General features: G+C 47.6%; 21 protein-coding genes and 2 rRNA genes. 20 read left to right on the plus strand and 3 right to left on the minus strand.

From position 1 onward, the window contains the following. Positions 1-32: 32 nt before the first annotated feature. The 3 genes from AC1S8V_RS03305 to AC1S8V_RS03315 all read left to right on the plus strand — a co-directional run bounded on the left by AC1S8V_RS03305 (position 33) and on the right by AC1S8V_RS03315 (position 3,978). Positions 33-3,082: ribosomal RNA gene (locus tag AC1S8V_RS03305) — 23S ribosomal RNA — on the plus strand. A gap of 141 nt (positions 3,083-3,223) precedes the next feature. Continuing rightward, a 5S ribosomal RNA gene (gene rrf, locus AC1S8V_RS03310) occupies positions 3,224-3,340 on the plus strand. Positions 3,341-3,615: 275 nt separating this feature from the next. Next, positions 3,616-3,978, plus strand: a complete 363-nt coding sequence (locus tag AC1S8V_RS03315) for a FlxA-like family protein (RefSeq protein ID WP_482072419.1) — start codon at positions 3,616-3,618, stop codon at positions 3,976-3,978. A gap of 159 nt (positions 3,979-4,137) precedes the next feature. Here the strand turns inward: AC1S8V_RS03315 and AC1S8V_RS03320 are convergent, their stop codons facing one another. After that, positions 4,138-5,493 carry an MATE family efflux transporter gene (locus AC1S8V_RS03320; RefSeq protein WP_482072420.1) on the minus strand — a complete coding sequence of 452 codons (1,356 nt, stop codon included), beginning with the start codon at positions 5,491-5,493 and terminating at the stop codon, positions 4,138-4,140. A gap of 162 nt (positions 5,494-5,655) precedes the next feature. Here AC1S8V_RS03320 and AC1S8V_RS03325 point away from each other — a divergent pair, with 162 nt between their 5' ends. From AC1S8V_RS03325 to AC1S8V_RS03370, 10 genes are all read left to right on the plus strand, one after another. Then, positions 5,656-6,390, plus strand: a complete 735-nt coding sequence (locus tag AC1S8V_RS03325) for a class I SAM-dependent methyltransferase (RefSeq protein ID WP_482072421.1) — start codon at positions 5,656-5,658, stop codon at positions 6,388-6,390. Positions 6,391-6,620: 230 nt separating this feature from the next. After that, positions 6,621-7,199 (plus strand): RNA polymerase sigma factor, encoded by a 579-nt coding sequence (locus AC1S8V_RS03330; protein WP_482072422.1) that lies wholly within the window; start codon positions 6,621-6,623, stop codon positions 7,197-7,199. Further along, positions 7,196-8,464, plus strand: coding sequence for a hypothetical protein (locus AC1S8V_RS03335; RefSeq protein WP_482072423.1), 1,269 nt, complete (start codon positions 7,196-7,198; stop codon positions 8,462-8,464). The genes AC1S8V_RS03330 and AC1S8V_RS03335 overlap by 4 nt, the downstream gene beginning before the upstream one ends. Positions 8,465-8,523: 59 nt before the next feature. After that, positions 8,524-8,982, plus strand: coding sequence for a 2-thiouracil desulfurase family protein (locus AC1S8V_RS03340; protein ID WP_482072424.1), 459 nt, complete (start codon positions 8,524-8,526; stop codon positions 8,980-8,982). Between the two features lie 220 nt (positions 8,983-9,202). Then, positions 9,203-9,880, plus strand: coding sequence for an NAD(P)H-dependent oxidoreductase (locus AC1S8V_RS03345; RefSeq protein WP_482072425.1), 678 nt, complete (start codon positions 9,203-9,205; stop codon positions 9,878-9,880). A 146-nt stretch (positions 9,881-10,026) separates the two neighbouring features. Beyond that, the gene (locus AC1S8V_RS03350; protein ID WP_482072426.1) at positions 10,027-10,470 is read left to right on the plus strand and encodes a MarR family winged helix-turn-helix transcriptional regulator; all 444 of its coding nucleotides are present in this window, start codon (positions 10,027-10,029) and stop codon (positions 10,468-10,470) included. A 166-nt stretch (positions 10,471-10,636) separates the two neighbouring features. After that, complete coding sequence (locus AC1S8V_RS03355; RefSeq protein ID WP_482072427.1) at positions 10,637-11,218, plus strand: NAD(P)H-dependent oxidoreductase; 582 nt, start codon at positions 10,637-10,639, stop codon at positions 11,216-11,218. A gap of 113 nt (positions 11,219-11,331) precedes the next feature. After that, complete coding sequence (locus tag AC1S8V_RS03360) at positions 11,332-11,643, plus strand: ArsR/SmtB family transcription factor (protein ID WP_017690814.1); 312 nt, start codon at positions 11,332-11,334, stop codon at positions 11,641-11,643. A 159-nt stretch (positions 11,644-11,802) separates the two neighbouring features. After that, positions 11,803-12,837: an LLM class flavin-dependent oxidoreductase gene (locus AC1S8V_RS03365; protein ID WP_482072428.1), complete on the plus strand. Its 1,035-nt coding sequence runs from the start codon at positions 11,803-11,805 to the stop codon at positions 12,835-12,837. A gap of 315 nt (positions 12,838-13,152) precedes the next feature. After that, positions 13,153-14,313: an AI-2E family transporter gene (locus tag AC1S8V_RS03370; protein WP_482072429.1), complete on the plus strand. Its 1,161-nt coding sequence runs from the start codon at positions 13,153-13,155 to the stop codon at positions 14,311-14,313. A 155-nt stretch (positions 14,314-14,468) separates the two neighbouring features. Here AC1S8V_RS03370 and AC1S8V_RS03375 read toward each other — a convergent pair whose 3' ends face one another. Further along, entirely contained in the window at positions 14,469-14,840 is a 372-nt protein-coding gene (locus tag AC1S8V_RS03375; RefSeq protein ID WP_100526808.1) for an ArsR/SmtB family transcription factor, read from the minus strand. Positions 14,841-15,067: 227 nt separating this feature from the next. Here AC1S8V_RS03375 and AC1S8V_RS03380 point away from each other — a divergent pair, with 227 nt between their 5' ends. The 4 genes from AC1S8V_RS03380 to AC1S8V_RS03395 all read left to right on the plus strand — a co-directional run bounded on the left by AC1S8V_RS03380 (position 15,068) and on the right by AC1S8V_RS03395 (position 20,598). Beyond that, positions 15,068-17,410: a heavy metal translocating P-type ATPase gene (locus AC1S8V_RS03380; RefSeq protein ID WP_482072430.1), complete on the plus strand. Its 2,343-nt coding sequence runs from the start codon at positions 15,068-15,070 to the stop codon at positions 17,408-17,410. 101 nt (positions 17,411-17,511) lie between these two features. Next, the gene (locus AC1S8V_RS03385) at positions 17,512-17,865 is read left to right on the plus strand and encodes an SdpI family protein (RefSeq protein WP_482072431.1); all 354 of its coding nucleotides are present in this window, start codon (positions 17,512-17,514) and stop codon (positions 17,863-17,865) included. A 385-nt stretch (positions 17,866-18,250) separates the two neighbouring features. Continuing rightward, positions 18,251-19,675 (plus strand): aldehyde dehydrogenase family protein, encoded by a 1,425-nt coding sequence (locus AC1S8V_RS03390; protein ID WP_482072432.1) that lies wholly within the window; start codon positions 18,251-18,253, stop codon positions 19,673-19,675. A 119-nt stretch (positions 19,676-19,794) separates the two neighbouring features. Next, positions 19,795-20,598 (plus strand): MerR family transcriptional regulator, encoded by an 804-nt coding sequence (locus tag AC1S8V_RS03395; RefSeq protein WP_482072433.1) that lies wholly within the window; start codon positions 19,795-19,797, stop codon positions 20,596-20,598. A gap of 129 nt (positions 20,599-20,727) precedes the next feature. Here the strand turns inward: AC1S8V_RS03395 and AC1S8V_RS03400 are convergent, their stop codons facing one another. Beyond that, positions 20,728-21,207, minus strand: a complete 480-nt coding sequence (locus AC1S8V_RS03400; protein ID WP_145326487.1) for a GAF domain-containing protein — start codon at positions 21,205-21,207, stop codon at positions 20,728-20,730. Positions 21,208-21,392: 185 nt separating this feature from the next. Here AC1S8V_RS03400 and AC1S8V_RS03405 point away from each other — a divergent pair, with 185 nt between their 5' ends. The 3 genes from AC1S8V_RS03405 (at position 21,393) to AC1S8V_RS03415 (ending at position 24,134) form a co-directional block, all read left to right on the plus strand. Then, the gene (locus AC1S8V_RS03405) at positions 21,393-21,689 is read left to right on the plus strand and encodes a hypothetical protein (RefSeq protein ID WP_482072434.1); all 297 of its coding nucleotides are present in this window, start codon (positions 21,393-21,395) and stop codon (positions 21,687-21,689) included. Positions 21,690-21,920: 231 nt separating this feature from the next. Next, the gene (locus AC1S8V_RS03410; protein ID WP_482072435.1) at positions 21,921-22,463 is read left to right on the plus strand and encodes a GNAT family N-acetyltransferase; all 543 of its coding nucleotides are present in this window, start codon (positions 21,921-21,923) and stop codon (positions 22,461-22,463) included. 165 nt (positions 22,464-22,628) lie between these two features. Beyond that, positions 22,629-24,134 carry an MDR family MFS transporter gene (locus AC1S8V_RS03415; protein ID WP_482074375.1) on the plus strand — a complete coding sequence of 502 codons (1,506 nt, stop codon included), beginning with the start codon at positions 22,629-22,631 and terminating at the stop codon, positions 24,132-24,134. Positions 24,135-24,176: the final 42 nt, after the last annotated feature.

The following is a 24,176-nucleotide window of genomic DNA, read 5'->3' on the forward strand; positions in this document are numbered from 1 at the left end:
AAGCGGAGCGACAGCTCGAACACGAGCGCAATGGTTAAGCTACTAAGAGCACACGGAGGATGCCTAGGCGCTAGGAGCCGATGAAGGACGTGGCGAACAACGAAACTGCCTCGGGGAGCTGTAAGCAAGCTTTGATCCGGGGGTGTCCGAATGGGGAAACCCAGCTGGGGTAATTTCCAGTTACTCACAACTGAATACATAGGTTGTGCAGAGGCATACCAGGGGAACTGAAACATCTAAGTACCCTGAGGAAGAGAAAACAATAGTGATTCCGTCAGTAGCGGCGAGCGAACGCGGAGAAGCCCAAACCAGAGAGCTTGCTCTCTGGGGTTGTGGGACGTCTCACATGGAGTTACAAAGGAACCGGTTAAGCGAAGAGGTCTGGAAAGGCCCGCCAAAGAAGGTAAAAGCCCTGTAATTGAAAGTTGGTTCCCTCCGAGACGGATCCCGAGTAGTGCGGGGCACGTGAAACCCCGTATGAATCCGGCAGGACCATCTGCCAAGGCTAAATACTTCCTAGCGACCGATAGTGAAGCAGTACCGTGAGGGAAAGGTGAAAAGCACCCCGGAAGGGGAGTGAAATAGAACCTGAAACCGTGTGCTTACAAAAAGTCAGAGCCCGTTTTAGGGGTGATGGCGTGCCTTTTGTAGAATGAACCGGCGAGTTACGTTCCCGTGCAAGGTTAAGGTGAAGAGCCGGAGCCGCAGCGAAAGCGAGTCTGAATAGGGCGAGTGAGTACGTGGACGTAGACCCGAAACCGGGTGATCTACCCCTGTCCAGGGTGAAGGTGCGGTAACACGCACTGGAGGCCCGAACCCACGCATGTTGAAAAATGCGGGGATGAGGTGGGGGTAGCGGAGAAATTCCAATCGAACTCGGAGATAGCTGGTTCTCCCCGAAATAGCTTTAGGGCTAGCCTCGGAAAACAGAGTCGTGGAGGTAGAGCACTGATTGGGTGCGGGGCCCGCAAGGGTTACCAAGCTCAGTCAAACTCCGAATGCCATAGACTTACTTCCGGGAGTCAGACAGTGAGTGCTAAGATCCATTGTCAAAAGGGAAACAGCCCAGACCATCAGCTAAGGTCCCCAAGTGTGTGTTAAGTGGGAAAGGATGTGGAGTTGCACAGACAACCAGGATGTTGGCTTAGAAGCAGCCACCATTGAAAGAGTGCGTAATAGCTCACTGGTCGAGTGACTCTGCGCCGAAAATGTAACGGGGCTAAACACACCACCGAAGCTATGGCTTGGATCGACTTCACTGCTTCTTTGAGGCGGTGTTTACCACAAGGACATTTTTGTCTGACAAGAGACTCTATCTTGGATGACCAAATGCTTCCCAGGGGATAAACACAGGACTTCGAAGCTGGAGTGAAGTCGATCCAGGGGTAGGGGAGCGTTGTATAAGGGTTGAAGGTGTACCGTAAGGAGCGCTGGACATTATACAAGTGAGAATGCCGGTATGAGTAACGAAAAGATCAGTGAGAATCTGATCCGCCGAAAGCCTAAGGGTTCCTGAGGAAGGCTCGTCCGCTCAGGGTAAGTCGGGACCTAAGGCGAGGCCGAAAGGCGTAGTCGAAGGACAACAGGTCGAAATTCCTGTACCACCGTAAGCCGTTATGAGCAATGGGGGGACGCAGTAGGGTAGTGACGCGGACTGATGGATGTCCGTCTAAGCAGTAAGGCTGATGTGTAGGCAAATCCGCACATCGTAAGGCTGAGCTGTGATGGGGAGTGAAAATTACAGTAGCGAAGGTCATGATCTCACACTGCCAAGAAAAGCCTCTAGCCAGGTGATGGTGCCCGTACCGCAAACCGACACAGGTAGGCGAGAAGAGTATTCTAAGGCGCGCGGAAGAACTCTCGTTAAGGAACTCGGCAAAATGACCCCGTAACTTCGGGAGAAGGGGTGCCCCGGTAGTGTGAATAGCACGAGGGGGCCGCAGTGAAAAGGCCCAAGCGACTGTTTAGCAAAAACACAGGTCTGTGCGAAGCCGTAAGGCGAAGTATACGGGCTGACGCCTGCCCGGTGCTGGAAGGTTAAGGGGAGTGGTTAGGGAGTTATCCCGAAGCTGTGAACCGAAGCCCCAGTAAACGGCGGCCGTAACTATAACGGTCCTAAGGTAGCGAAATTCCTTGTCAGGTAAATTCTGACCCGCACGAATGGCGTAACGACTTGGGCGCTGTCTCAACGAGAGATCCGGTGAAATTTTAATACCTGTGAAGATGCAGGTTACCCGCGACAAGACGGAAAGACCCCATGGAGCTTTACTGCAGCTTGATATTGAATTTGGGTACGATCTGTACAGGATAGGTGGGAGCCTTTGAAACGTGAGCGCCAGCTTGCGTGGAGGCAACGTTGGGATACCACCCTGATCGTATCTAGGTTCTAACCTGGTACCGTAAACCGGTGCGGGGACAGTGTCAGGTGGGCAGTTTGACTGGGGCGGTCGCCTCCTAAAGAGTAACGGAGGCGCCCAAAGGTTCCCTCAGAATGGTTGGAAATCATTCGAAGAGTGCAAAGGCATAAGGGAGCTTGACTGCGAGACCTACAAGTCGAGCAGGGACGAAAGTCGGGCTTAGTGATCCGGTGGTACCGCATGGAAGGGCCATCGCTCAACGGATAAAAGCTACCCTGGGGATAACAGGCTTATCTCCCCCAAGAGTCCACATCGACGGGGAGGTTTGGCACCTCGATGTCGGCTCATCGCATCCTGGGGCTGAAGTAGGTCCCAAGGGTTGGGCTGTTCGCCCATTAAAGCGGTACGCGAGCTGGGTTCAGAACGTCGTGAGACAGTTCGGTCCCTATCTGTCGTGGGCGTAGGAAATTTGAGAGGAGCTGTCCTTAGTACGAGAGGACCGGGATGGACGTACCGCTGGTGTACCAGTTGTTCCGCCAGGAGCACCGCTGGGTAGCTATGTACGGAAGGGATAAACGCTGAAAGCATCTAAGCGTGAAGCCCCCCTCAAGATGAGATTTCCCAGTATGTAAGACCCCTTGAAGACGACGAGGTAGATAGGCTGGGGGTGGAAGTGCAGCAATGCATGGAGCTGACCAGTACTAATCGGTCGAGGGCTTATCCAAATATGCAAGTTGTAATTCGCAGGTTTCGTTTCGAATCTAGTTTTCAGAGAACAACAACTCTGAAGATGCGTTGAACCATTCATCCACACAGCCGTGCCCGGACCGAATGGAACGCGAACGCATTTGTTATACAAATGCCCGTTTGGTGGCGATGGCGGAGGGGTTCCACACGTACCCATCCCGAACACGACCGTTAAGCCCTCTAGCGCCGATGGTACTTGGACCGCAGGGTCCTGGGAGAGTAGGACGCCGCCAAGCAATAGAAGACACACTTGATGATATCGAGTGTGTCTTTTTGTGTTACTATTTTATACCGGGAAACAACTAACTTTACAGATAAGATGGCATCAAGACCTTCACTAATATGAAGAATTTCAGTATTAATATTAGATTATGGATTAATGCTGGGATATATATATTTCCATGTGTCGGCTTTCGTTTCTTAGTTCGTTCAGCAACCTTTCAGTTGAATTTAACGTACGTTTCAGTGGATTAGGGTATAGTGAAGCCAAGTAAAGAGGAGGAGAACCTTAATGAATACATCTTCAGCAGTTAGTTCCACTACATCCTACATATCGACATCTTTGAGTTCGGACAATTCAAGTAGCTTGGAAAAACAAAAGACGAAGCTTGAGGCTCAACTGGAGAAAGTGCAATCCAGCAAGGACGATGAGAAGACTAAGGAGACAAAGACCAAACAGCTTGAACAGCAGATCAAGCAGATTGAGGCACAAATTGCACAGCAAAGCTCTCAAGGAGCCGGTACAGCCGTTGCGAAGGAGGCGCCATCTGCCCAACCTCTGTCCAACGGATTGGGTGTAGCTACACCTAAGGCGATTGCAACGCAACGACAGACAGTAATGGCCGATTTGATATACGCATCTAATTACATCTAAGTTAGAATAAAACAAAGCCCTGACCGATTTATATGGATCGTGCAGGGCTTCATGTATTTGTTTATTTAATTATTATGAGGTCTACCTAAATCATTTTATATACGTTTTATTTATCTTCAATTTATCTTCTATCTGTTGCCGTTATATTATCTGTTAACGTTATTCGGGATGTAACGCGTTTATCCGCTCCGTAAAGGATTGCTTTCTATAGTACCCGGCTATCGTGACGAGAACCAGCATTTCAGATAACGGAACAGCAAGCCACACACCCGTAACACCAAAGAATGAGGGGAGGATTGCAATTAACGCAATCATGATGATCATCTCACGCGCGGCTGTGATCCAGATAGCCATTTTGGCATTACCTACAGATTGGTAATAGGTGCTCATAACAAAGTTAACACCCATGAACACATAGGCAAATGTAAATATGCGTAATCCGTAAACGGCATTATCCGTTACGCCGCTACTGAAGTTTCCAAAGATTTGCACGAAATAAGGTGCACCGATTTGGACAACAATCAGTAACAGCAGACCGCATGCCAGCGCTGTTTTGGTGGCTAAACGTATCGTTTGTTGTACCTGTTTCATCTGTTTCGCACCGTGATAATAGCTGACCAGAGGCTGAGCAGCGGATGCCAGACCCAGGAAAGCCAACAATACAACACCATGAATATAGTTCAACACGGTAAAGGACGCTACACCATCGGTACCCGCAATGCGGTCCATGGAGATATTGTGAGAGACAGAGAAGACCGACATGCCAAGTTCAGCCAGAAAGCTGGGGAAACCAATGAGTAGAAGGGAAGCCAGCAGTTTGTTGTTCCATTTGAACCGGGTGAACGTGAGATTATTTGTTTTTTTGAAAAAATGAGTGAACAGCACAAGTAGCGCAAGAGACGCCGATACAATTGTACCGAGGGCCACACCGCGTACACCCCATTCGAGTACATACAATGTTATATAATTGATGATGATATTGGCCACAGCAAACGTAATCTGAGCATACATGGATGTGTTGGGATTCCCATCGTTTCGTACAAAGACAGAGAGTGCATTCTCAATGGTGAAAACAAACCCGAACAACAGCATGATATTCATGTAGTCTGAAGCAAACGGGAAGGTCTCGGCGTTAGCACCGAGGGAGTACACCAGCTTGTCTTTGAACGTAAATGCAGTATATCCAATAGCTATCGTGACTAGCATAATAAGCATAATGGATTTAGTAAAAATTTGTTTGGCTGTGGTTTTATCTTTTCTACCCATAGCGTTAGAGTACAAGGTTGCCCCGCCCATACCAATCCACAGCGACATAGCGACAAAAAGTGTGTAGACAGGGGAGGCAATGCCGATCCCGGCCATGGCGGTAGAACCCAGTTTGTGTCCAACCATTATTCCATCAATAATAAAATTAAAAGCAACTACCAGCATCCCCAATACGGAAGGCACAAGGTAGCTAATAAAAGCTTTACCTACAGATTGCCCTTCCAATGGATGCGTCCAATTCGTATTCATAATGACCTCCGTTAGTAAACTGAATGTTCATTCTGTATTTAATAATACTGAACGTTCGTTCTGTATGATAACACGCTATGAATTCGCTTGGCAACTTTTGCGTTTAAATATCGTTTATGTGGTAGAGTAGGTGGATATTTATAAGGCGGGAGGAATCTCTTGATGAAACAAAATAAATATGATGAAGCTGAGTTCTTCGGCAATTATAGTAAGATGGCTCGTTCTATTCAATGGCTGGACGCGGCCGGGGAGTGGCATGAATTGCAGACTTTGTTGCCCAACTTGAAGGACAAGCATGTGCTGGATTTGGGATGTGGTTTTGGTTGGCACTGTCGATATGCCCGAGAACAACAAGCGAGTTCAGTGATCGGTGTAGATCTGTCTGAAAATATGCTCCAGCGTGCTCATGAGATGACGGACGATCCACAGATCCAGTATAAGCAGCTGGCGATTGAGGATATTGATTTTGCACCTGGACAATTTGATGTTGTGATCAGTTCGCTGGCTTTGCATTATATTGAACGGTTAGACGCGATGTACGCCAAAATCAATGACTGTCTTGTTGAAGGTGGCACGTTTGTCCTTTCCTCTGAACATCCCATCTTCACTGCTCGTGCCGCGCAGGGTTGGCATTACGGACCCGAAGGTGAGATTCTGCACTGGCCCGTGGATGATTACCACGATGAAGGGAAGCGTGTGGCGAACTTTCTGAATCAGGACGTGGTCAAATATCATCGCACACTGGCAACACATCTCAATGAACTGATTAAGGCGGGATTTGCTATTGGGCAGGTGGCTGAATCCAAACCATCACCGGAGATGATCGAACAGGTTCCTGGCATGCGAGATGAGAACCGGAGACCCATGTTTCTGATGATTGCTGCGGTTAAAGTATAACGATGAAAATGATTCGTTAGACTAGAGGGCAGAAAGAACCTGAGAAGTGGGGCGTTCGCCTAAAAGCTTTCTGAAAGAGATTTCTAACTAAGAAAACTTTAGGGAATCAGTGTGTTCAGCGATGTTGAACATGCTTTTTTTTTATTTTTGCTACAATAATAAGAAATAATGTCCAAAAAAGGGAACCAAACCCCAATAGACTCAGTCATATTAAGTGAGGTGAACAACAGTTGGATTATCAATTTCTGGCACAGGCTCAGACCATCGACAATTTCACACTTAGCAGCATGATGGATGAATACGGAAATGACGTGTGGAATTATGCTTATTTTCTGACCAAAAGTGCCGAGCAGGCAGATGACTTATCACAGGAAGTGTTTATTAAGGCATACTCAGGGATCGCTCATTATCGGGGAGAGTGCTCACTGAAGACATGGCTACTGACGATTACTAGGAACACGACGTTTACATATCGAAAATCCAGATTCTTTCGTAGCAGCCTGTGGGGAGACACGTTACCCATTGAGACAGAGCGGAAGCTGTCGGGACAGAGAGTGATGATTCTAGAGCAGCCTGCACATTCTTCGGCCGAGATGGAAGTGATGCGTAAGGAGCATGTCCATGAAATCTGGGATATTGTTCTCGCGTTACCGAAGAAATTTCGGGAGATTCTTTTGCTGCATCTGAAGTATGAGCTTACGACGAGTGAGATTGCTGAGATGTTGAAAATCAGCTCAGGCACAGTAAAATCCAGACTTTCCCGAGGTAAGGACAAGGTACGGAAACATTGGGAGGAGCGAAGGGAATGACACACAAGGATGAGCAATGGGAAAAGGAAATCCGGAAGGAACCGTTTGCGTCGTCTCCTTTTACAGAGGATCACAAGCGAAAGGTGCTCCAACAGGTAGAGTGGATGAAGAAGTCGGAAATGGGAAGCCAGAGAGATCAGTCAGAGGGCCGTCCCGGGCCGTCTAGACAGCGAATAGGCAACTCTTCACATAAGCGCCGTCCTAGAAGTGCCCCTCTAGTTGCAGCGGCAGGTGCGTTGGTTATTGCTTCAGGTTTGTTCCTGTGGATCTGGGATGATGGACAGCTGGTGAAGCCCGTGATCGAGCAGGTCTATCCGACAGCAGCGTTACAGTTTTCCGATGATCTGAGCGTGAATCTACTAACGGATAAGATGAAAAGAAATGTTGCGGTCACCATGCGTGATGATCTGGGTAAACAGCTGCGGATTACGAAAGTGGAAGACTTGCCTGTCTCCGGAAGGATATATGTAGAGGCCGGAAATGAAAGTGAGAAAGAGTACGCGCTGATATGGCTCGATGCAGCAACAGGCAATCTGCGGGAAGTTGAAATGAGACGTGAGATGCAGCCGAGCGAGCTGGAGCATCGTTATCTGCGCCAGGTTCCATCGCTTTTGCAAAGTATAGGCAGTACTCCAACGCTTAAGCCTGCATCAGCTAGACGTTATGTGAGTATGAAGCAAGGGGAAATGGAACCGATATCGTATACCACATTAACGTTAGAAAATGAGAATAGTTATGGTGAGATTGTATGGCAGCAGGACCAAGCCGTATCCATTTCAGGCGATCTTAGTCCTGATCAGGTATCTCATTCTGTATTGGCGGATGCCAAGGATGCCGTGAAGGCAGTATTCGGTGAAACATCTCCCAAACTTAGGGGTGTAAGTCGTACCAAAGATGATGAAATCGGGAAAGATATAATTAATCTTAGTTTCAATGACCATTACTTGGTTCAAATGATTGTAGGAGAAGAAACTAAGGTTTACTCTATTATTGGGGAGAATTCTTATCGAAATGATTTTACCAATTGGGATGAAGTAGAGGCGTACCATCAGAAGATTTATGATGTGAAGGAATCTCTCCTTAGGGACGAGGTAGGGCCGATGATTAAAGAAGTATTCAACGTCAACCTCCATGGATACAGTCTTCACAGGGAAGCTGATAATCCGGGGATGGCCACATTTGAACTAGAGTCGACGAAGGATGTTATACAGGTTCGTTACAATGAAGATGTAAAAATTACGATGATTACCAGAGGCGAGCTATAGGGCTTGATCCTATATGTTACAATTTACTTCAAAGATGGATTGAGCATAAGGAGATAGCGATGAAATATTTGGTGAGTTCATGTCTGGCGGGGGTAGCTTGCCGTTATAATGGAACAGCTAGTCTGGATGAGAAGATTCAGGAACTTGTAGAGCAGGAGCAGGCAAAGATGGTGTGTCCGGAGCTGCTTGGCGGATTCTCCACACCCCGTGAACCGGCTGAAATTATCGGTGGCACGGGCAAAGACGTACTGGCAGGCACTGCGAAAGTGATTGAGAAAAGTGGCAAGGATGTCACAGACCTGTATATCAGGGGAGCCTATCAGACATTGGAATGGGCCAAAAAATTGAATGTGTCATGTGTGGTATTAAAGGAGTTCAGTCCATCCTGTGGCACGAAAAACATTTACGATGGAAACTTTGCCAATCACAAAATACAAGGTGAAGGTGTTACTTCAGCACTGCTTCAGCAAGAAGGATATACCGTCATTTCGGAAGAAGAATTCATGGAACAATTGTAAACTTCACATGTGAAAATATGCCGTTTAGGAGAAGAATTAAGATCCTGTAGCGGCTATTTTCGTTGTCAGAACACAATACTTACTTTTAGAAACTGAGAAACAATATTGTGCGTACTTTTAATTTTTGCTCATAGGTTCTAGACTAATACTTAAGAAATGCAAGCAATATAAGCAACACGGGTTCAACATAAAAAGTCAAAAGAGAAGGACGTGGAGATCCATGGAAGTTACAACACAGGCGAAGAAAAAGGAAGAAATCCTGCAGGCATTTCAATTCCGGCACGCGACAAAGATATTTGATGCATCACGTAAAATCACAGATGAGGACTTCCAATTTATATTGGAAACAGGCAGATTATCTCCAAGTTCCATTGGATTTGAGCCATGGAAATTCTTGATTGTGCAAAATCCGGACCTGCGCAAGCGTCTGTCTGAAGTCTCTTCTGGAGCTCAAAAGCAATTGGCAACAGCGAGCCATTTTGTTATTATTTTGGCCCGGTCAGACGCCAGTTACAATTCTTCGTATGCAGAATACATGCTGAAGGATATCCAAGGCATGCCGGATGACGTATTTGAAGTGACAAGTGCGGCTTATGGAAACTTTCAGAATAACCAGGGTCTGCTGCAAAATCCGAAAACGTTATTCGACTGGGCATCCAAACAGACATACATTGCACTCGGCAACATGATGACGGCAGCGGCTCAGATCGAGATTGACTCTTGTCCGATCGAAGGGTTTAGCTACAAAGACGTACATTGTATTCTGGAAGAAGAAGGTTTGCTGGAAGATGGAGCATGGGACATTTCGATGATGGCAGCCTTTGGTTATCGTGCAGATCAGCCTAAACGGGAGAAAACCCGACAGCCAATTGAAAAAATTACCCAATGGATTAACTGAAATCAGCATGAATCCAACAACGTTGATCTAACCTTATAGAATAGAATAGAACAGAACAGGATCGAAACAGCCCGATATTTTCCACATGCTAAAAGGATGGAAAGGGCTGTTTTTCTTTTTATAAAAAAACACTTGAAAATACATAGATGTCTATGTATAATGGGGTTATGCCAAAATACAACGCAATTGCACTGATTGCAAGGATCAGGGATCATGTTAACAAACGGATTGTTCACGAATTGGAACATCATAAGGTGACAGGCATTGTTCCTTCTCATGGGGATGTATTGATGTTCTTGTACCGGGAAGAGACGCTGTCGATCAAAATGTTGGCGGAACGTGTTCAACGCACGCAGCCGACAGTAACTGTACTGGTCAACAAGCTGGAGAAGCTTGGCTATGTAGAACGTAGCAAGAATGCCGAAGATAGCCGGGTGACGATGATCCGCCTTACCGAACAGGGAAAGAGACTCGAACCGATATTCCATCAGGTATCAGAGCAGATTAATGACATCATTTATAGTGGCCTGTCAGATGAACAGTCGGAGCAATTGGAGAGCTTGCTGTCCATTATTGTCCGAAGATTATAGTGAATGAACTCTTCTGTCTGCAGCCGTTCAAGATTTGAATGGGATGGAGGCAGAAGAGCCCAAATATTTTTTTGTTCATATACATAGATATCTATGTATAGAGGGAGTATCAATGTAAACCAATCTTCACAATCTAACTCAAACCAAACCTGGAGGGATTAACACTATGAAACATCTTATCGTATATGCTCACCCGCACACAGACAGCTTTAATAACGCAATCCTCAATACTGCTGTAGAAGCTCTCGAAGCTCAAGGCCATGAAGTGGTCGTTCGTGACTTGTACAAACTTGGATTCCAACCAGTACTGACTGAAGCTGACACAGCTTCCATGCGTGCAGGACAGACACCACAGGATATCGCTACAGAGCAACAGTTTGTTACGGATGCAGAGGCCATTACATTCATCTATCCGATCTGGTGGACAGGTCTTCCTGCCATACTGAAAGGATATGTTGACCGTGTATTCGCCTATGGTTTTGCTTATGTAGCGGGTGAAGCGGGAATTCAGAAATTGCTGACAGGCAAAAAAGGTCTCATCATCAACACACACGGTACTCCGAGTGAAATATATGACCAGATCGGCATGACTGCTGGATTAAAAGTTACTTCAGACGTAGGGATTTTCGATTTTGTAGGCATTGAAGCTGTGGATCATCTGCTCTTCGGTAGTATTGGTTATCTGGATGCACCAGCATATCAAGCGATGTTGGATCAGGTTAAACAGACATTTACGACCAAATTCTAATATGGATATGGATTTCCTGCGTGGATTCCATATGATTCCAGACCGACTCGCTCATGAGTCGGTTTGTTTGTTCATGTGTTTGCAAAATGGATGAAAGGGGGTATAATCTACCCATGGAACCTATACTTATATTCAAAGCATTATCGAACGAGACACGTAGACAAATCTTGTTGTGGCTCAAAAACCCGGAGCAACACTTTCCACCGCTGGAACTATCCCAGCATCCGGATGGTGGCAAGAACGGGATCTGTGTTGGTACGATTCAACTGAAGGCTGGACTGGCTCAGTCGGTTATATCCAGTTATCTGCTGACCATGCTGAAAGCGGGTTTGCTGCTCTCAGAGCGCAGAGGACAATGGACGTATTATCGGCGCAACGAAGAGACAATCCGTCAGTTTGCCGAGTACGTGCAGAACGAGTTATAAGCCGGATGCCGGAACGGAAGCTAGGATGCACACTCACGCAGGGATTCCGTCCGGATGTAAACGGCTAGTTCATCATCACATCACCATATCCAGTTTTGATTTAATAAATCTATATATCTGGATATGCAAAAATATAATCATTGAGGAGATTAAACAATAATGACTACAGATAATACGGCTTCATCCCATAAAGAACACATCAATGACGTTAAGCTTTCCATCCTGGATCTGGCTCCCGTCGTTGTAGGTGCAACACCGGCTAATGCTTTGCGCAACAGTCTGGATCTGGCACAGCATGCTGAGCGATGGGGATATCACCGTTACTGGGTAGCTGAACATCACAACATGCCGGGTATTGCCTCTTCCGCAACCTCAGTCGTTATTGGATATCTGGCTGGTGGAACCAAGACCATTCGTCTGGGTTCAGGAGGCATTATGCTGCCTAACCATGCACCGCTTGTCATCGCTGAGCAGTTCGGCACACTGGAATCCCTGTATCCTGGCAGAATCGATCTGGGACTGGGTCGTGCACCAGGCAGTGACCGCCGTACATCGCTTGCGCTACGTAAAGATCTGAACAGCGGGGAAGATTTCCCTGAGCTGTTGGCAGAACTCAGAGCATACTTTGATGCTTCAGCGACATCATATCATGCGCCTGTTCGCGCAGTTCCTGGAGAAGGATTAAATATTCCAATTTACCTCTTGGGGTCCAGTGATTTCAGTGCACGTCTGGCAGGTCAGCTGGGATTGCCTTTTGCTTTTGCCAGCCACTTCTCGCCCGATTACACCCGGATTGCACTAGAAACGTATCGAAACAACTTCCAACCATCCGATGGCTTGAAGGAGCCGCATGTGATTGTTGGTGTCAACGCTGTTGTTGCGGATACAGACGAGGAAGCAGCATGGCTGGGTACAACGATGCAACAGCAGTTCCTGAACATTATTCGCGGCACAACGGGATTGGTACAGCCACCGGCAGAGATGGAAGGCAAATGGACGGACCGCGAGAAGGCTGGTGTTGAGCAGACGCTGAAGGCAGCTGTTAACGGTTCACCAGAAACAGTACGTGGACAGCTGGAATCCTTCATTCGGCAGACGCAGGCAGATGAGCTGATTATTACGTCGATGATCTATGATCATAAGGCACGTCTGCATTCCTATGAGTTAATCGCACAATTGGCAGGAAAAGCTTAATCTTCATTTTCAGCGTTAAAGCTGGCTTAATGGTAGGGGATAGCTATAAATTCACGGTTCGTCTCCCAGTGAGGCGAGCCGTTTTTGAATAGGGAGAATTTGCAAATGATTCGTGTGGGGCAGAAGACTCATTTTGGGGTAAAATGACTTTACCGGTTTAATTTGAAACGGTTAATCAGCACCATACGTATAAATCCAGAGTGTTATACATATGTTGGCTTGTACAAGGTATTTTATATTTTTACATGCAAGGGTTATTTATTAGATTTACAGTTTAGTTTTGATTAAGGATACATAAGAGAGGACGACACGCCTATGGAGCAACCTGAGCAACCCCGCGTTTGGCCGGAGCGGTTCAAGCGATTTTTTCTTAACAACAAGTTTGTGCTATTTCTGCTAATTCTGCTGTTGGTGGGACTGAACGTGATGGTTCTGACCAAAGTATCCTTTGTTCTTCATCCGCTCGCAGTACTTATTAAAACCATTGTGTTACCTATTATTCTGTCAGGCATACTCTATTATCTGCTGAATCCGATTGTGGATGTGATGGAGAGGTGGAAATTTAAACGCGGCTGGTCCATTCTGATCCTGTATCTTGCGATTGGAGGCATTCTGACAGTCGTAGTATTGGCGGTCATTCCGGTTGTGCGTAACCAGATTGTGGGGCTGATTGAAAATTTCCCAACGTACAGTGAGACGGTAAAACAGCAGTTTGAGGAGCTTACGGGCAGTAAATTGTTCGGTCAGTTCCAGGAAACGGTGAATCTGAATTCGCAGGACTGGTGGGGAACAATCTCCCAAAAGGCTACTGAAATTCTGAACTCGACCTGGACCAAATTGGGCGGATTCCTTGGAGCTTTCACTGAGACCGTGCTGTCCATCGTAACGGTTCCGTTCATCCTGTTCTATCTGCTGAAAGACGGGAAGAAGCTGCCGGCGAAAATTTTGTCTTTCCTGCCGATCAAGAGCCGTACGGGCGCAATGCATGTACTGGAAGACATCAATCACCAGATCAGTTCATTTATTCGTGGACAGATTATCGTCAGCTTCTGCATCGGTATTCTGCTCTACATCGGTTATATGGTCATTGGTCTGGATTATGCACTGATTCTTGCAATTATCGCATCGTTCACGAGTGTTGTTCCGTATTTGGGACCAGCAATTGCGATTACACCTGCGTTGATCGTGGCCCTGGTTACTTCGCCGGTGATGCTGCTGAAGATGGTTGCCGTATGGACAATCGTACAGCTAATCGAGGGTAAATTCATCTCACCACAGATCATGGGCAAAACGCTGAAGATTCATCCCATCACGATTATCTTTGTCATTCTGACTTCGGGTAATCTGTTTGGAGTCGTAGGCATTCTGCTCGCTGTTCCAGGATACGCGGTGCTGAAAGTATGTGTATCGCATATCTTTAACTGGTTCAAGGACAGATCCGGCCTGTACGATCCGAACAAAAACAATCTTTTATAACCAAAGTGGCAAGCTCCTATTGATCGGTAATTAGAAGATCTAGTCACTTTATATCCATCCTGTACAAAACGGTACCCTTACCAAGAAGAACCCCCGTCCATCGGCATATAGCCGAGAGGCGGGGGTTCTTCTGCATGAACAAGCTTGGCTGCTGCCTAGCTGTGTTTAATATGCTGGAGCGTTTGCAGGAAGATCTGCTCAATATGAGTATCATCCAGAGAGTAGTACACCGTCTTGCCTTCCTTGCGCCGCTTGACGATCCGCATGTTGCGGAGTGAACGCAGCTGGTGTGAAATGGCCGACTGTCCCATGTCGAGCAGAACCGTCAGGTCATGAACACATAATTCCTTCTGTAACAGCGCATCAATAATACGTAGGCGTGTTGGGTCGCTGAATGCCTTGAACCAATCTGCCATCTCGGAAGAGGTCTCCCGATCTATGAGTGAAGTGCGAATCGTCTGCACGTCGGCTTCTGTACCTGAGCAGGCTGCATCACATTCGCTTGGTGCTTTAACCGGTTGTTCCATTTCCTATCACCGCCTATGTTAACAACTATAGCTCTATTATATCCAAAACCCGCCTAAAGCGAAATGATTACTATTAGCATAATCTGTATGAAAAATCAACAACGATTGTTGACACTCATGTTTAGGCGTGCATATAATAGGGGTAACCAAACATATGAATGAGTGCTCATATATTGAACATAATTGGAATATAACATCGTTTTTGTACTGCAAAGGGGAGAATTCACATGGGAACCGGACAGGAACAGGTGAAAAGGGAACTGCTGCTTGATGGATTGGATTGTGCGAACTGCGCATTGAAGATTGAAAATGGCGTCAAAAAAATTAAAGGTATTAGCGAATGCTCTGTCAATTTCGTTACCAAAACGTTATCGATGCACACCACTTCCGACATGGATGAACAGGTAGTGGAAGAAGCGAAGCGCAAAGTGCTGCGGCTAGAGCCGCATATACGCATCTCGGAAAAAGGAAAACATGTGAACGGAAATGCGAACACCCATACAGGGAGTGCAGCTGGTTCGCACGACCACGGTCATGACCATGCCGGACATGACCATGGACATGGGCATTCACATTCACATGGGAAACACTCGCATACTCATGATCACGGAGAATCACAGAAACACACACATGAGCAGGGAAATCATGCTGGACATGATCACAGCCATACCCATGATGATGCCCATGCAGATCACTCTCATGAACATGGTGCAGGACAGACGAAAGTATTGCTTGCTCGTCTTGCTGCAGGTTCTGTGTTGCTCGCAGCCGCAATCTGGTCGCCGCTGGAGGGCTGGGCACAATTTGCTCTCTATGCGCTCGCTTATCTGATTGCCGGGGGAGACATCGTGCTCCAGGCGTCCAAAAACATTATCCGCGGCCAGGTGTTCGATGAATACTTCCTGATGTCCGTCGCTACCTTGGGTGCCTTTGCGATTGGAGAGTATCCGGAAGGGGTAGCGGTCATGCTCTTTTATCAGCTCGGGGAGTTGTTTCAGGGCATGGCGGTTAATCGGTCACGCAAGTCTATTCAGTCACTGATGGACATTCGCCCGGACTACGCGAATATCCTGACGGGTTCGGGTGACGAGACCCGGCGTGTATCTCCGGAAGACGTACGGATTGGTGATCGAATTGTAGTGAAAGCAGGAGAAAGGGTGCCGCTGGATGGTATCGTGAGAATGGGGCGTTCCATGGTGGACACTTCTGCTCTGACAGGTGAATCGGTACCTCGTGAGCTGGAGCCCGGAAGTGATGTACTGAGTGGATTTGTGAACAAAAATGGCATGTTGACGATTGAAGTGACCAAAACGTTTGGTGAATCAACGGTATCCAAAATTTTGGAACTGGTGCAGAACGCGAGTAGCCGGAAAGCGAAAACAGAGCATTTTATTAGTAAATTCGCTCGTTATTACACACCGGTTGTTGTTATCCTTGCAGCCGTGATTGCATTTGTTCCGCCGTTGATACTTAATGGTGCAACATTTGCTGACTGGATCTATCGTGCATTGGTCTTCCTGGTTATCTCATGCCCTTGTGCGCTGGTGGTCTCTATTCCACTTGGATTCTTTGGTGGCATCGGAGCGGCTTCACGTAACGGGATTCTCGTCAAAGGCAGTAACTACCTTGAAGCGTTGAACGATGTGAAAGTCGTTGTTTTTGATAAAACGGGTACACTAACCAAAGGTGTATTTAAAGTAACAGCCATTCGTCCCGAAGGCGGACGCACGGAAGAAGAACTGATGAAGCTGGCAGCCATTGCTGAAGCCAATTCCAATCATCCCATTGCCGAATCCATTCGTGCAGCTTGGGCCAAGGAGATTCCCACGCAAGGTGTGGAAGGTTATGATGAAGTTGCCGGACACGGGATCAAGGTGAGCGTGGATGGTCGGGAAGTGCTGGCAGGCAACGCCAAATTAATGAAGCAGGCTGGGGTATCCTATACCACACCAGAGACGGCCGGAACGATAGTCCACGTTGCTGAAGCTGGCACATATGTTGGTCATCTGATCATTGCCGATGAAGTGAAGGACGATGCAGCTACTGCTATTCAGGCGCTGAAGAAGCTCGGCATCCGCAAAACGGTCATGCTGACAGGCGATGCCAAAGCCGTGGGTGAAGCGGTAGGACGCGAGTTGGGTGTGGATGAGGTCTATGCTGAATTGCTGCCGCAGGACAAAGTCGAGCGCTTGGAGCAACTGGAAGCTGCCAAATCGCCGAAGGAGAAAATGGTGTTTGTCGGTGATGGTATCAACGATACACCAGTACTGGCACGCGCCGACGTGGGCGTGGCGATGGGTGGACTCGGTTCAGATGCCGCGATTGAAGCGGCAGACGTGGTCATCATGACAGATGAACCGTCAAAACTTGCGAGTGCAATCCGCATTGCGAAGCGTACACGAATGATCGTGTGGCAAAATATCGCGTTTGCGCTGGGAGTTAAGGCGGTCTTCCTGCTACTCGGTGTGTTCGGCATTGCCACCATGTGGGAAGCGGTATTCTCCGATGTGGGTGTCACGGTGCTTGCTGTCCTGAACGCCATGCGTGTTCTTCGTGTGAAGAATATCTAAGTTTACGAAACGATCCAGGCGGCTCTTCGTATATACGTAGAGCCGTTTTTATATTTTTATGGCATGTAGTTAGGAAGTTATGTAGAGAAGGGGAGAACGTTTTGACAGGAGCAGTAGTTGGGATCATCATCGGGGTGTGTTATTTCATTCTGGGGTTAATGGTGTTCAAAAAACCACCGAAAATGATTAACGGTATATATGGTTATCGTACCCCGCGTGCCATGAGTAATCCTGAGTTATGGGACGAAGCGCAAAAGTATAGCGCCAACCTGATGATGCAGTTTGGTGTGATCATTACAATATTCGGCATTATCGGTTTCTGGCTTACAGATGTAAGAGCTTTGGTTCTGAGTCTGGTGGCTACAGGATTCTATACGTTCAGACTGTTTACCAGAGTTGAAGGTCGTTTGAAGCAAATGCAGCGTGCACAGGAGCAAGATAAGCAAGGCGCATAAAGACACGAGGCACATAGATCTGAGCGAAAGATCCGCGAAAGCGGGTCTTTTTTTGTTGGTCTGCTAATTCACAGGAGGAATTGCAATGCCCGTCTACCCTGCTGGGTTGATGGAGCAGAAATAGTGTATAAATATATATAAGTTGAACTAAATTTACACGAGAACGTAGAGGACAGAAATAACCTGAAGAAGCGGAGCGTTCGCCTAAAAGCTTTCTGAAAGAAAGCTACATCGGAAGCATACGCTTATCGTCAGATTTTCACCTTTGTAAAAGTGAATCAAAAAATCTGGGGATAACAGCGATCGGAAGGTTGTTCTGTCATCGGAGTGGCGGTGTAAATATTCTTTAGTTCAACAGGTTCGAAAAGAATGGAGGATGCAGCATATGAAAAAACAACATCTGTTTATCGGTGGCAAACCGACCAAATCCGTAGATTATAAAGTACTTCAAGCACCATACTCTGGAGAAACGCTGGCAGAAGTCTCTTCTGCTTCAGCAGAGGAAGCGGAGACTGCTGTTGCGGCTGCGGTGCAAGCTGGGAAGGAAATGCGCCAGATGCCCGCACATCAGCGTGCAGATATTTTGTACAAAGTATCCTCCTTGCTCGAAGAACGGAAGGAAGAAGCGGCACGAATCATTGCACTTGAAGCAGCGAAACCGATTACCGCAGCGCGGGCTGAGGTAGACCGCACGGTGGAAACCTATCGTTTTGCTGCCGAAGAAGCCAAGCGGCTGACTGGAGAGACGGTTCCGATGGATGCAGCCAAAGGTGGAGAAGGGCGCATCGGGTATACGATGCGGCAACCTCTAGGCGTCATTGGTGCAATAACGCCATTTAATTTTCCAATGAACCTGGTAGCTCACAAGGTAGGTCCGGCACTGGCAGCGGGTAATACGATAGTTCTCAAGCCTGCAGAGCAGACACCACTGTCATCCTATTACATCGCTAATCTGCTTCAGGAAGCAGGACTGCCGGATGGCGCACTGAACGTGGTGAGCGGTGATGGCAAAACGATTGGTGATGTACTTGTGGAACACCCTCGTATTGCTCACATTACGTTCACAGGCAGTCCAGCGGTGGGGACGAGCATTCGTAGCAAAGCAGGACTGAAACGTGTGACACTGGAGCTTGGATCGAATGCAGCGGTGATCGTGGATAAGGACGCAGATCTGGACAAAGTGGTTCCTCGATGTGTTACCGGTGCTTTTACGTATCAAGGACAAGTATGTATCTCGCTACAGCGAATCTACGTACATCGTGACATCTCGGAAGAATTCATCCAGCGTTTCGCCGAAGCGGCTAAACAAGTGGTGGTCGGAGACCCGCTGAGCCCGGATACGGTGGTCTCTGCACTGATTACCTCCAGGGATGTACAGCGTACGCTCGACTGGATTGAAGAAGCCAAACAGGCCGGTGCTGAAGTAGCAGCAGGTGGTCAAGCTGAAGGAGGCGTTCTGCGTCCAACGGTGCTCGTTAACGTTGCGCGTGATGCCAAGGTATCCTGTCAGGAAGTGTTTGCTCCCATCGTGGTGATCAATACCGTGGATTCGGTTGAAGAGGGCATTGAACATGTCAACGATTCCATCTATGGGCTTCAGGCAGGTGTATTCACGAACGATATTCATACGGCTCTCCATGCCGTCGATCAGATTGAGGCAGGCGGAGTGATGATTAACGATATTCCGACGTTCCGGGTTGACCACATGCCCTATGGCGGGGTGAAGCAGAGTGGTGTCGGGCGTGAAGGTGTAAAATATGCGGTTGAGGAAATGACGGAATTGAAGTTTGTCATGTTTAACAAAGGGTGATTCACTTCATTTGCGGTACAGATTGCCAAAAGTCTTATAATCTCTCACTATTCAAATAAAATGCAGTATGAAATAAACCTGAACTTAGAAGTTACGGGGGAGGCAGGAGGTGTATTCAAATGGCATATTCCATGGTTGATGTATCTGGAATGTCAGGCGTAAGTCTGAGTGAGCTAAGCCAGTATGCGGAGACGGGTCTTCTGAATCCAGCTTTTGGAGGTTTGGATGAGGATATCTATTATGAAAAGCAGGAATTGCTGAGACTTCAGCAAATTCTTTTTTGTAAGGAAGTAGGCATGGAGGAAACTGAGATTGAATCAATGTTTCGGGATGATCCTCAGGATGTCATTCGCATCATGCAGCGGCATCGCATAGAGATTCTGGAGGAGGCCCTCCGTCTGCATGGATTGATTCAGACACTGGACAAAACGATTTCCCATTTGCAAGGCGAACAGGAACTTGATGAACATGAGCTGTATATCGGTTTTGTGAATAAGGGGCGTCACCAGCTGCTGAATGAAGCGGGTTCTAACCATGCAGTCAATAATGATTTGAATCATGTGCAGACAGAGGGCATTCAGAGGTCTGACATCCAATCTTCCAATTCATCCACATTACCTGAAAATCAGGAGTTAAAGTCAAAGGAAGATTATCTGGATTCCCAGGCGAAAATTGATCAGGTTCATCTCGACTTGCAACAGGCCATTGAGGATGGATTGGAACCCGGTAGTGCGAAAGTACAACGGATTATTGGCAGGCATCTTGAATGGATCAAAGGGTACTACACACCTACATCAGAGATTTACCGGGATTTGGCCAATCTGTATGTCGAATTCCGCAAGATGTACGATGGTTACCACCTGAGTCTGGCTGAATTCCTGCGGGATGGGATGATGATTAAAGCGGAACAGGATTTATCCTAGATGCATAAAGTAACATGGGCGAGCAAGAACATGGGTGTGAACCATAATGGATAACAAAGAGCGCAGACCTCTGAGAGGACTGCGCTCTTTGTTATAGCGGATTCATCATTCCTAAAAGCGTATGGTTGCTTACAATTGCTCTGTGAGCAGACTTACGGCTTTCTCCAGGAAGACACGGTCTTCATCGTCAAAACGGTTTTTGATCGGGCTGTCGATATCCAGCACCCCGTACAGTTCCCCGTCTTTGATGATCGGTACAACGATCTCACTATTGGATGCTGCATCACAGGCAATGTGGCCTGGGAAGGCATGCACATCTTCTACGACCATGGTACGTTTTTCGGCAGCAGATGTACCGCATACGCCACGTCCGAGTGGAATTCGGATGCAGGCAGGCAGTCCTTGGAATGGACCGAGGACCAGTTCTTTTCCATCATACAGATAGAAGCCGACCCAATTGGTGTCGGTCATAAATACATTGAGCAGCGCAGCAGCGTTCGCCAGATTGGCAATGGCACTAGGTTCATCGCGGATCAGAGCACTTAACTGTCCCAGGACGGCGGTGTGCTGCTCACTTCGTGTTCCTTCATAGGAAACAGCTTGAAACATGGTAAATCACCCTCCCGAGCAAAATGGTACTTATTTTCAAGATAGTGCAGAGGATGCGGTTAGTCAAGCGGAGGATTTCGGAAAGGGAAGGGATTACCTGAAGAATTCTCCTGTTTCTCAGCTTCTTGCATGGGGTAATTACATAGCAACCACGGAGGGCTATAACCCGGGAAGGAGCTTGGCTTATGCATGCAGAGGTACAGAATCTTTTTGTACGAATTCATCTTCTATATTTAGCGCAAAATCAGGATTTGAACGTTAGCGAGGCGCTCCCCCTATTGGAAGAACGGGGATATCGCGTTGGAGAGCGGGAGATCAAGCAGGAGCTTGAACACCTGACACAGGAGAACTTCCTGACCGCCCACGGGGACCAATGGAGCCTGACCGGGACTGGCATTGAAGAATTCAAGGAAATCACGACTGTGCTTGGTCGGGTTAGCGATGAATTGCTGGCGAAAGGCAAGAAAACGTCCAAAGTCTAAAATTCATTGGACAAGCCGTGATGCGAAGAATCACTCAACCTTGAATTGATCCATACGTACGTACAACAAGACCGGGAGCGAAATGGGCCCGGTTTTTTGACGTGTGTCCATGGCTGAATAGTTGCCATTCGGCGCAGGTTATGATTAGATGACTAGTGAATCTTATGGTCTGCAGAGATGGATCGGATCGGAGTGTCTTATATGTATAAATGCAAAGGGAGAATTCCCGAAATGGAGACTGCGCGGCTTCGTCTGCGTAAAATGCGTCGCCGGGATGCGGCCCAGATGTTCGCATGCTGGTCAGATCGCGAGGTGACCCGCTATATGAATCTTGCACCCATGATTGGGACAAGCGAGGCGGCGGACATGATTGGGCTGCTTAACCAAATGGCAGGGGAAGAGGATGCGATCCGATGGGGGATCGAACTCAAAGAGACAGGCAGGCTCATTGGCAGCTGTGGATTTAACACTTGGCAGCTTGAAGGTGCATTCCGGGGTGAGATTGGTTATGAGCTGGGACGTGACTACTGGCGCCACGGTTATATGACGGAGGCTTTCTCGGCATTGTTGCCCTTCGGGTATGAGACCATGGGTCTTAATCGAATCGAAGCGCTGGTTGATCCGCGCAATCTGGCTTCCGGTGAGTTTCTGACGAACCGAGGCTTCACGCGGGAAGGGCTGCTGCGTCAGGTTCAGCATACGTCCACCGGATACAAGGATATGGTGATGTATTCGATGCTGTATGATGAGTTTCTTCGCAAGCGAGGTAAATAAACAGAGACAATATATAATTGTTTTTAAGCGAAGCGTTCGTATTTAAAGCTTTCTGAAAGAAAGCTACATCGGAAGCTTGTTCTGTTTCGTAGTAGAGGTGTAAATTAACGTACCAATTATATAGAGAACAAAGAGAGAAGGGTTTGTGTGAATGCAACTGGAGGTTTGAAGCGCAGTTTCATCTTGACGGGCCTGTTGCTGGCGACATTTCTGTCAGCGATTGAAGGCACCGTGATTGGTCCAGCTGGACCGACCATTGTCAGTGAACTGGGGAGTGTACAGCTGCTTAGCTGGATTTTCACCGCATACCTGCTGACGATGGCTGTGAGTACGCCCATTTTCGGCAAAATCAGTGACTTGTATGGACGAAAGCCTGTATTTCTGATTGGCTGTGCCTTATTTTTACTAGGTTCACTCTTGTGCTGTCTGTCGCAGAATATGGAGCAGTTGATTATTTTCCGTGCTATTCAGGGGATTGGTGCGGGTGCGGTAGTTCCTGTTACATTTACGATTATTGGGGACATCTATGCCATTGAAGAACGTGGCAAAATCCAAGGCTGGATCAGCTCCGTGTGGGGCATTTCCTCTCTGGCGGGACCGCTGCTTGGCGGTTATTTTGTAGACAATCTTGGCTGGCAGTGGATCTTTGGTTTTAATGTGCCGTTTGGTCTGCTCGCGATGTGGTTTGTATTTCGTTATTTGAAGGAAGATATCTCTCCGCGTACAGCCAAAATTGACTATGTCGGTGCACTGACCTTCACGGTAGGTATTACCGCATTGTTGTTCGTCCTGTCGGCGGGTGGGCAGTATTATGCATGGAGTTCTCCGTTGATTGTAGGACTGAGTGTGGTCGCCGCTCTGTTTATTATTTTATTTTTTGTGGTGGAAAAAAGAGCTCAAGCTCCAATGGTTCCACTACATCTGTTCCGAATTCGGGACATCCGTGTGGCGAATATTGCCGGACTACTGACCAGTACTCTGATGATCGGCCTGACCAGTTATTTGCCGCTCTGGGTGCAAGGGGTTCGGGGAGGAAATGCGACGGAATCCGGGTTGCTACTCGCTCCGATGTCGGTAGGTTGGCTCATTGGTAGTGTGTTGGCAGGCCGCCTGCTGATGAAAATTGGATCACGTATGACTGCATTGATTGGATTAACCGGAATTGCGATCGGATCGGGTGGACTCTTTCTGGTGGGCGGGACATCCCCGCAGGCTGTGCTCTTCATATTGACCTTTATTTATGGTCTCGGCTTCGGATTTGCGTTTACGATCTTCACCATTATTGCACAGTCCTCTGTAGGATATAAGGAGCGTGGTTCCTCTACAGCACTGCATACGTTCATGCGTACGTTGGGACAGACGATTGGTGCAGCGGCTTTTGGCACCTGGTTGAACTATCGGATCTCCACGTTATCGAATGAACAGAATCTGGCAGAGGCCGGAATTTCGGAGAATGATCTGAATGAACTGCTCGCACCACATACGGATGCTGCTCTATCGGATGACAAATGGGCACTGCTGCGTAACGTGCTGGAAGGAAGTTTGCATTCCCTGTTTGTCATTATGTTTGTCATCGCATTGGTCTCATGGGTAACGACGCTGGCTTTACGCAAACGTTTAATCGTGCCTGAAGATGCAGATGCTCCACCGCAACCACAAGGATCAAAGTAAAAAGTGTGAATGTATACGAAAAACCGGATTCGCCGATTTCAG

The sequence above is a fragment of the Paenibacillus sp. B46(2026) genome (assembly GCF_056786355.1).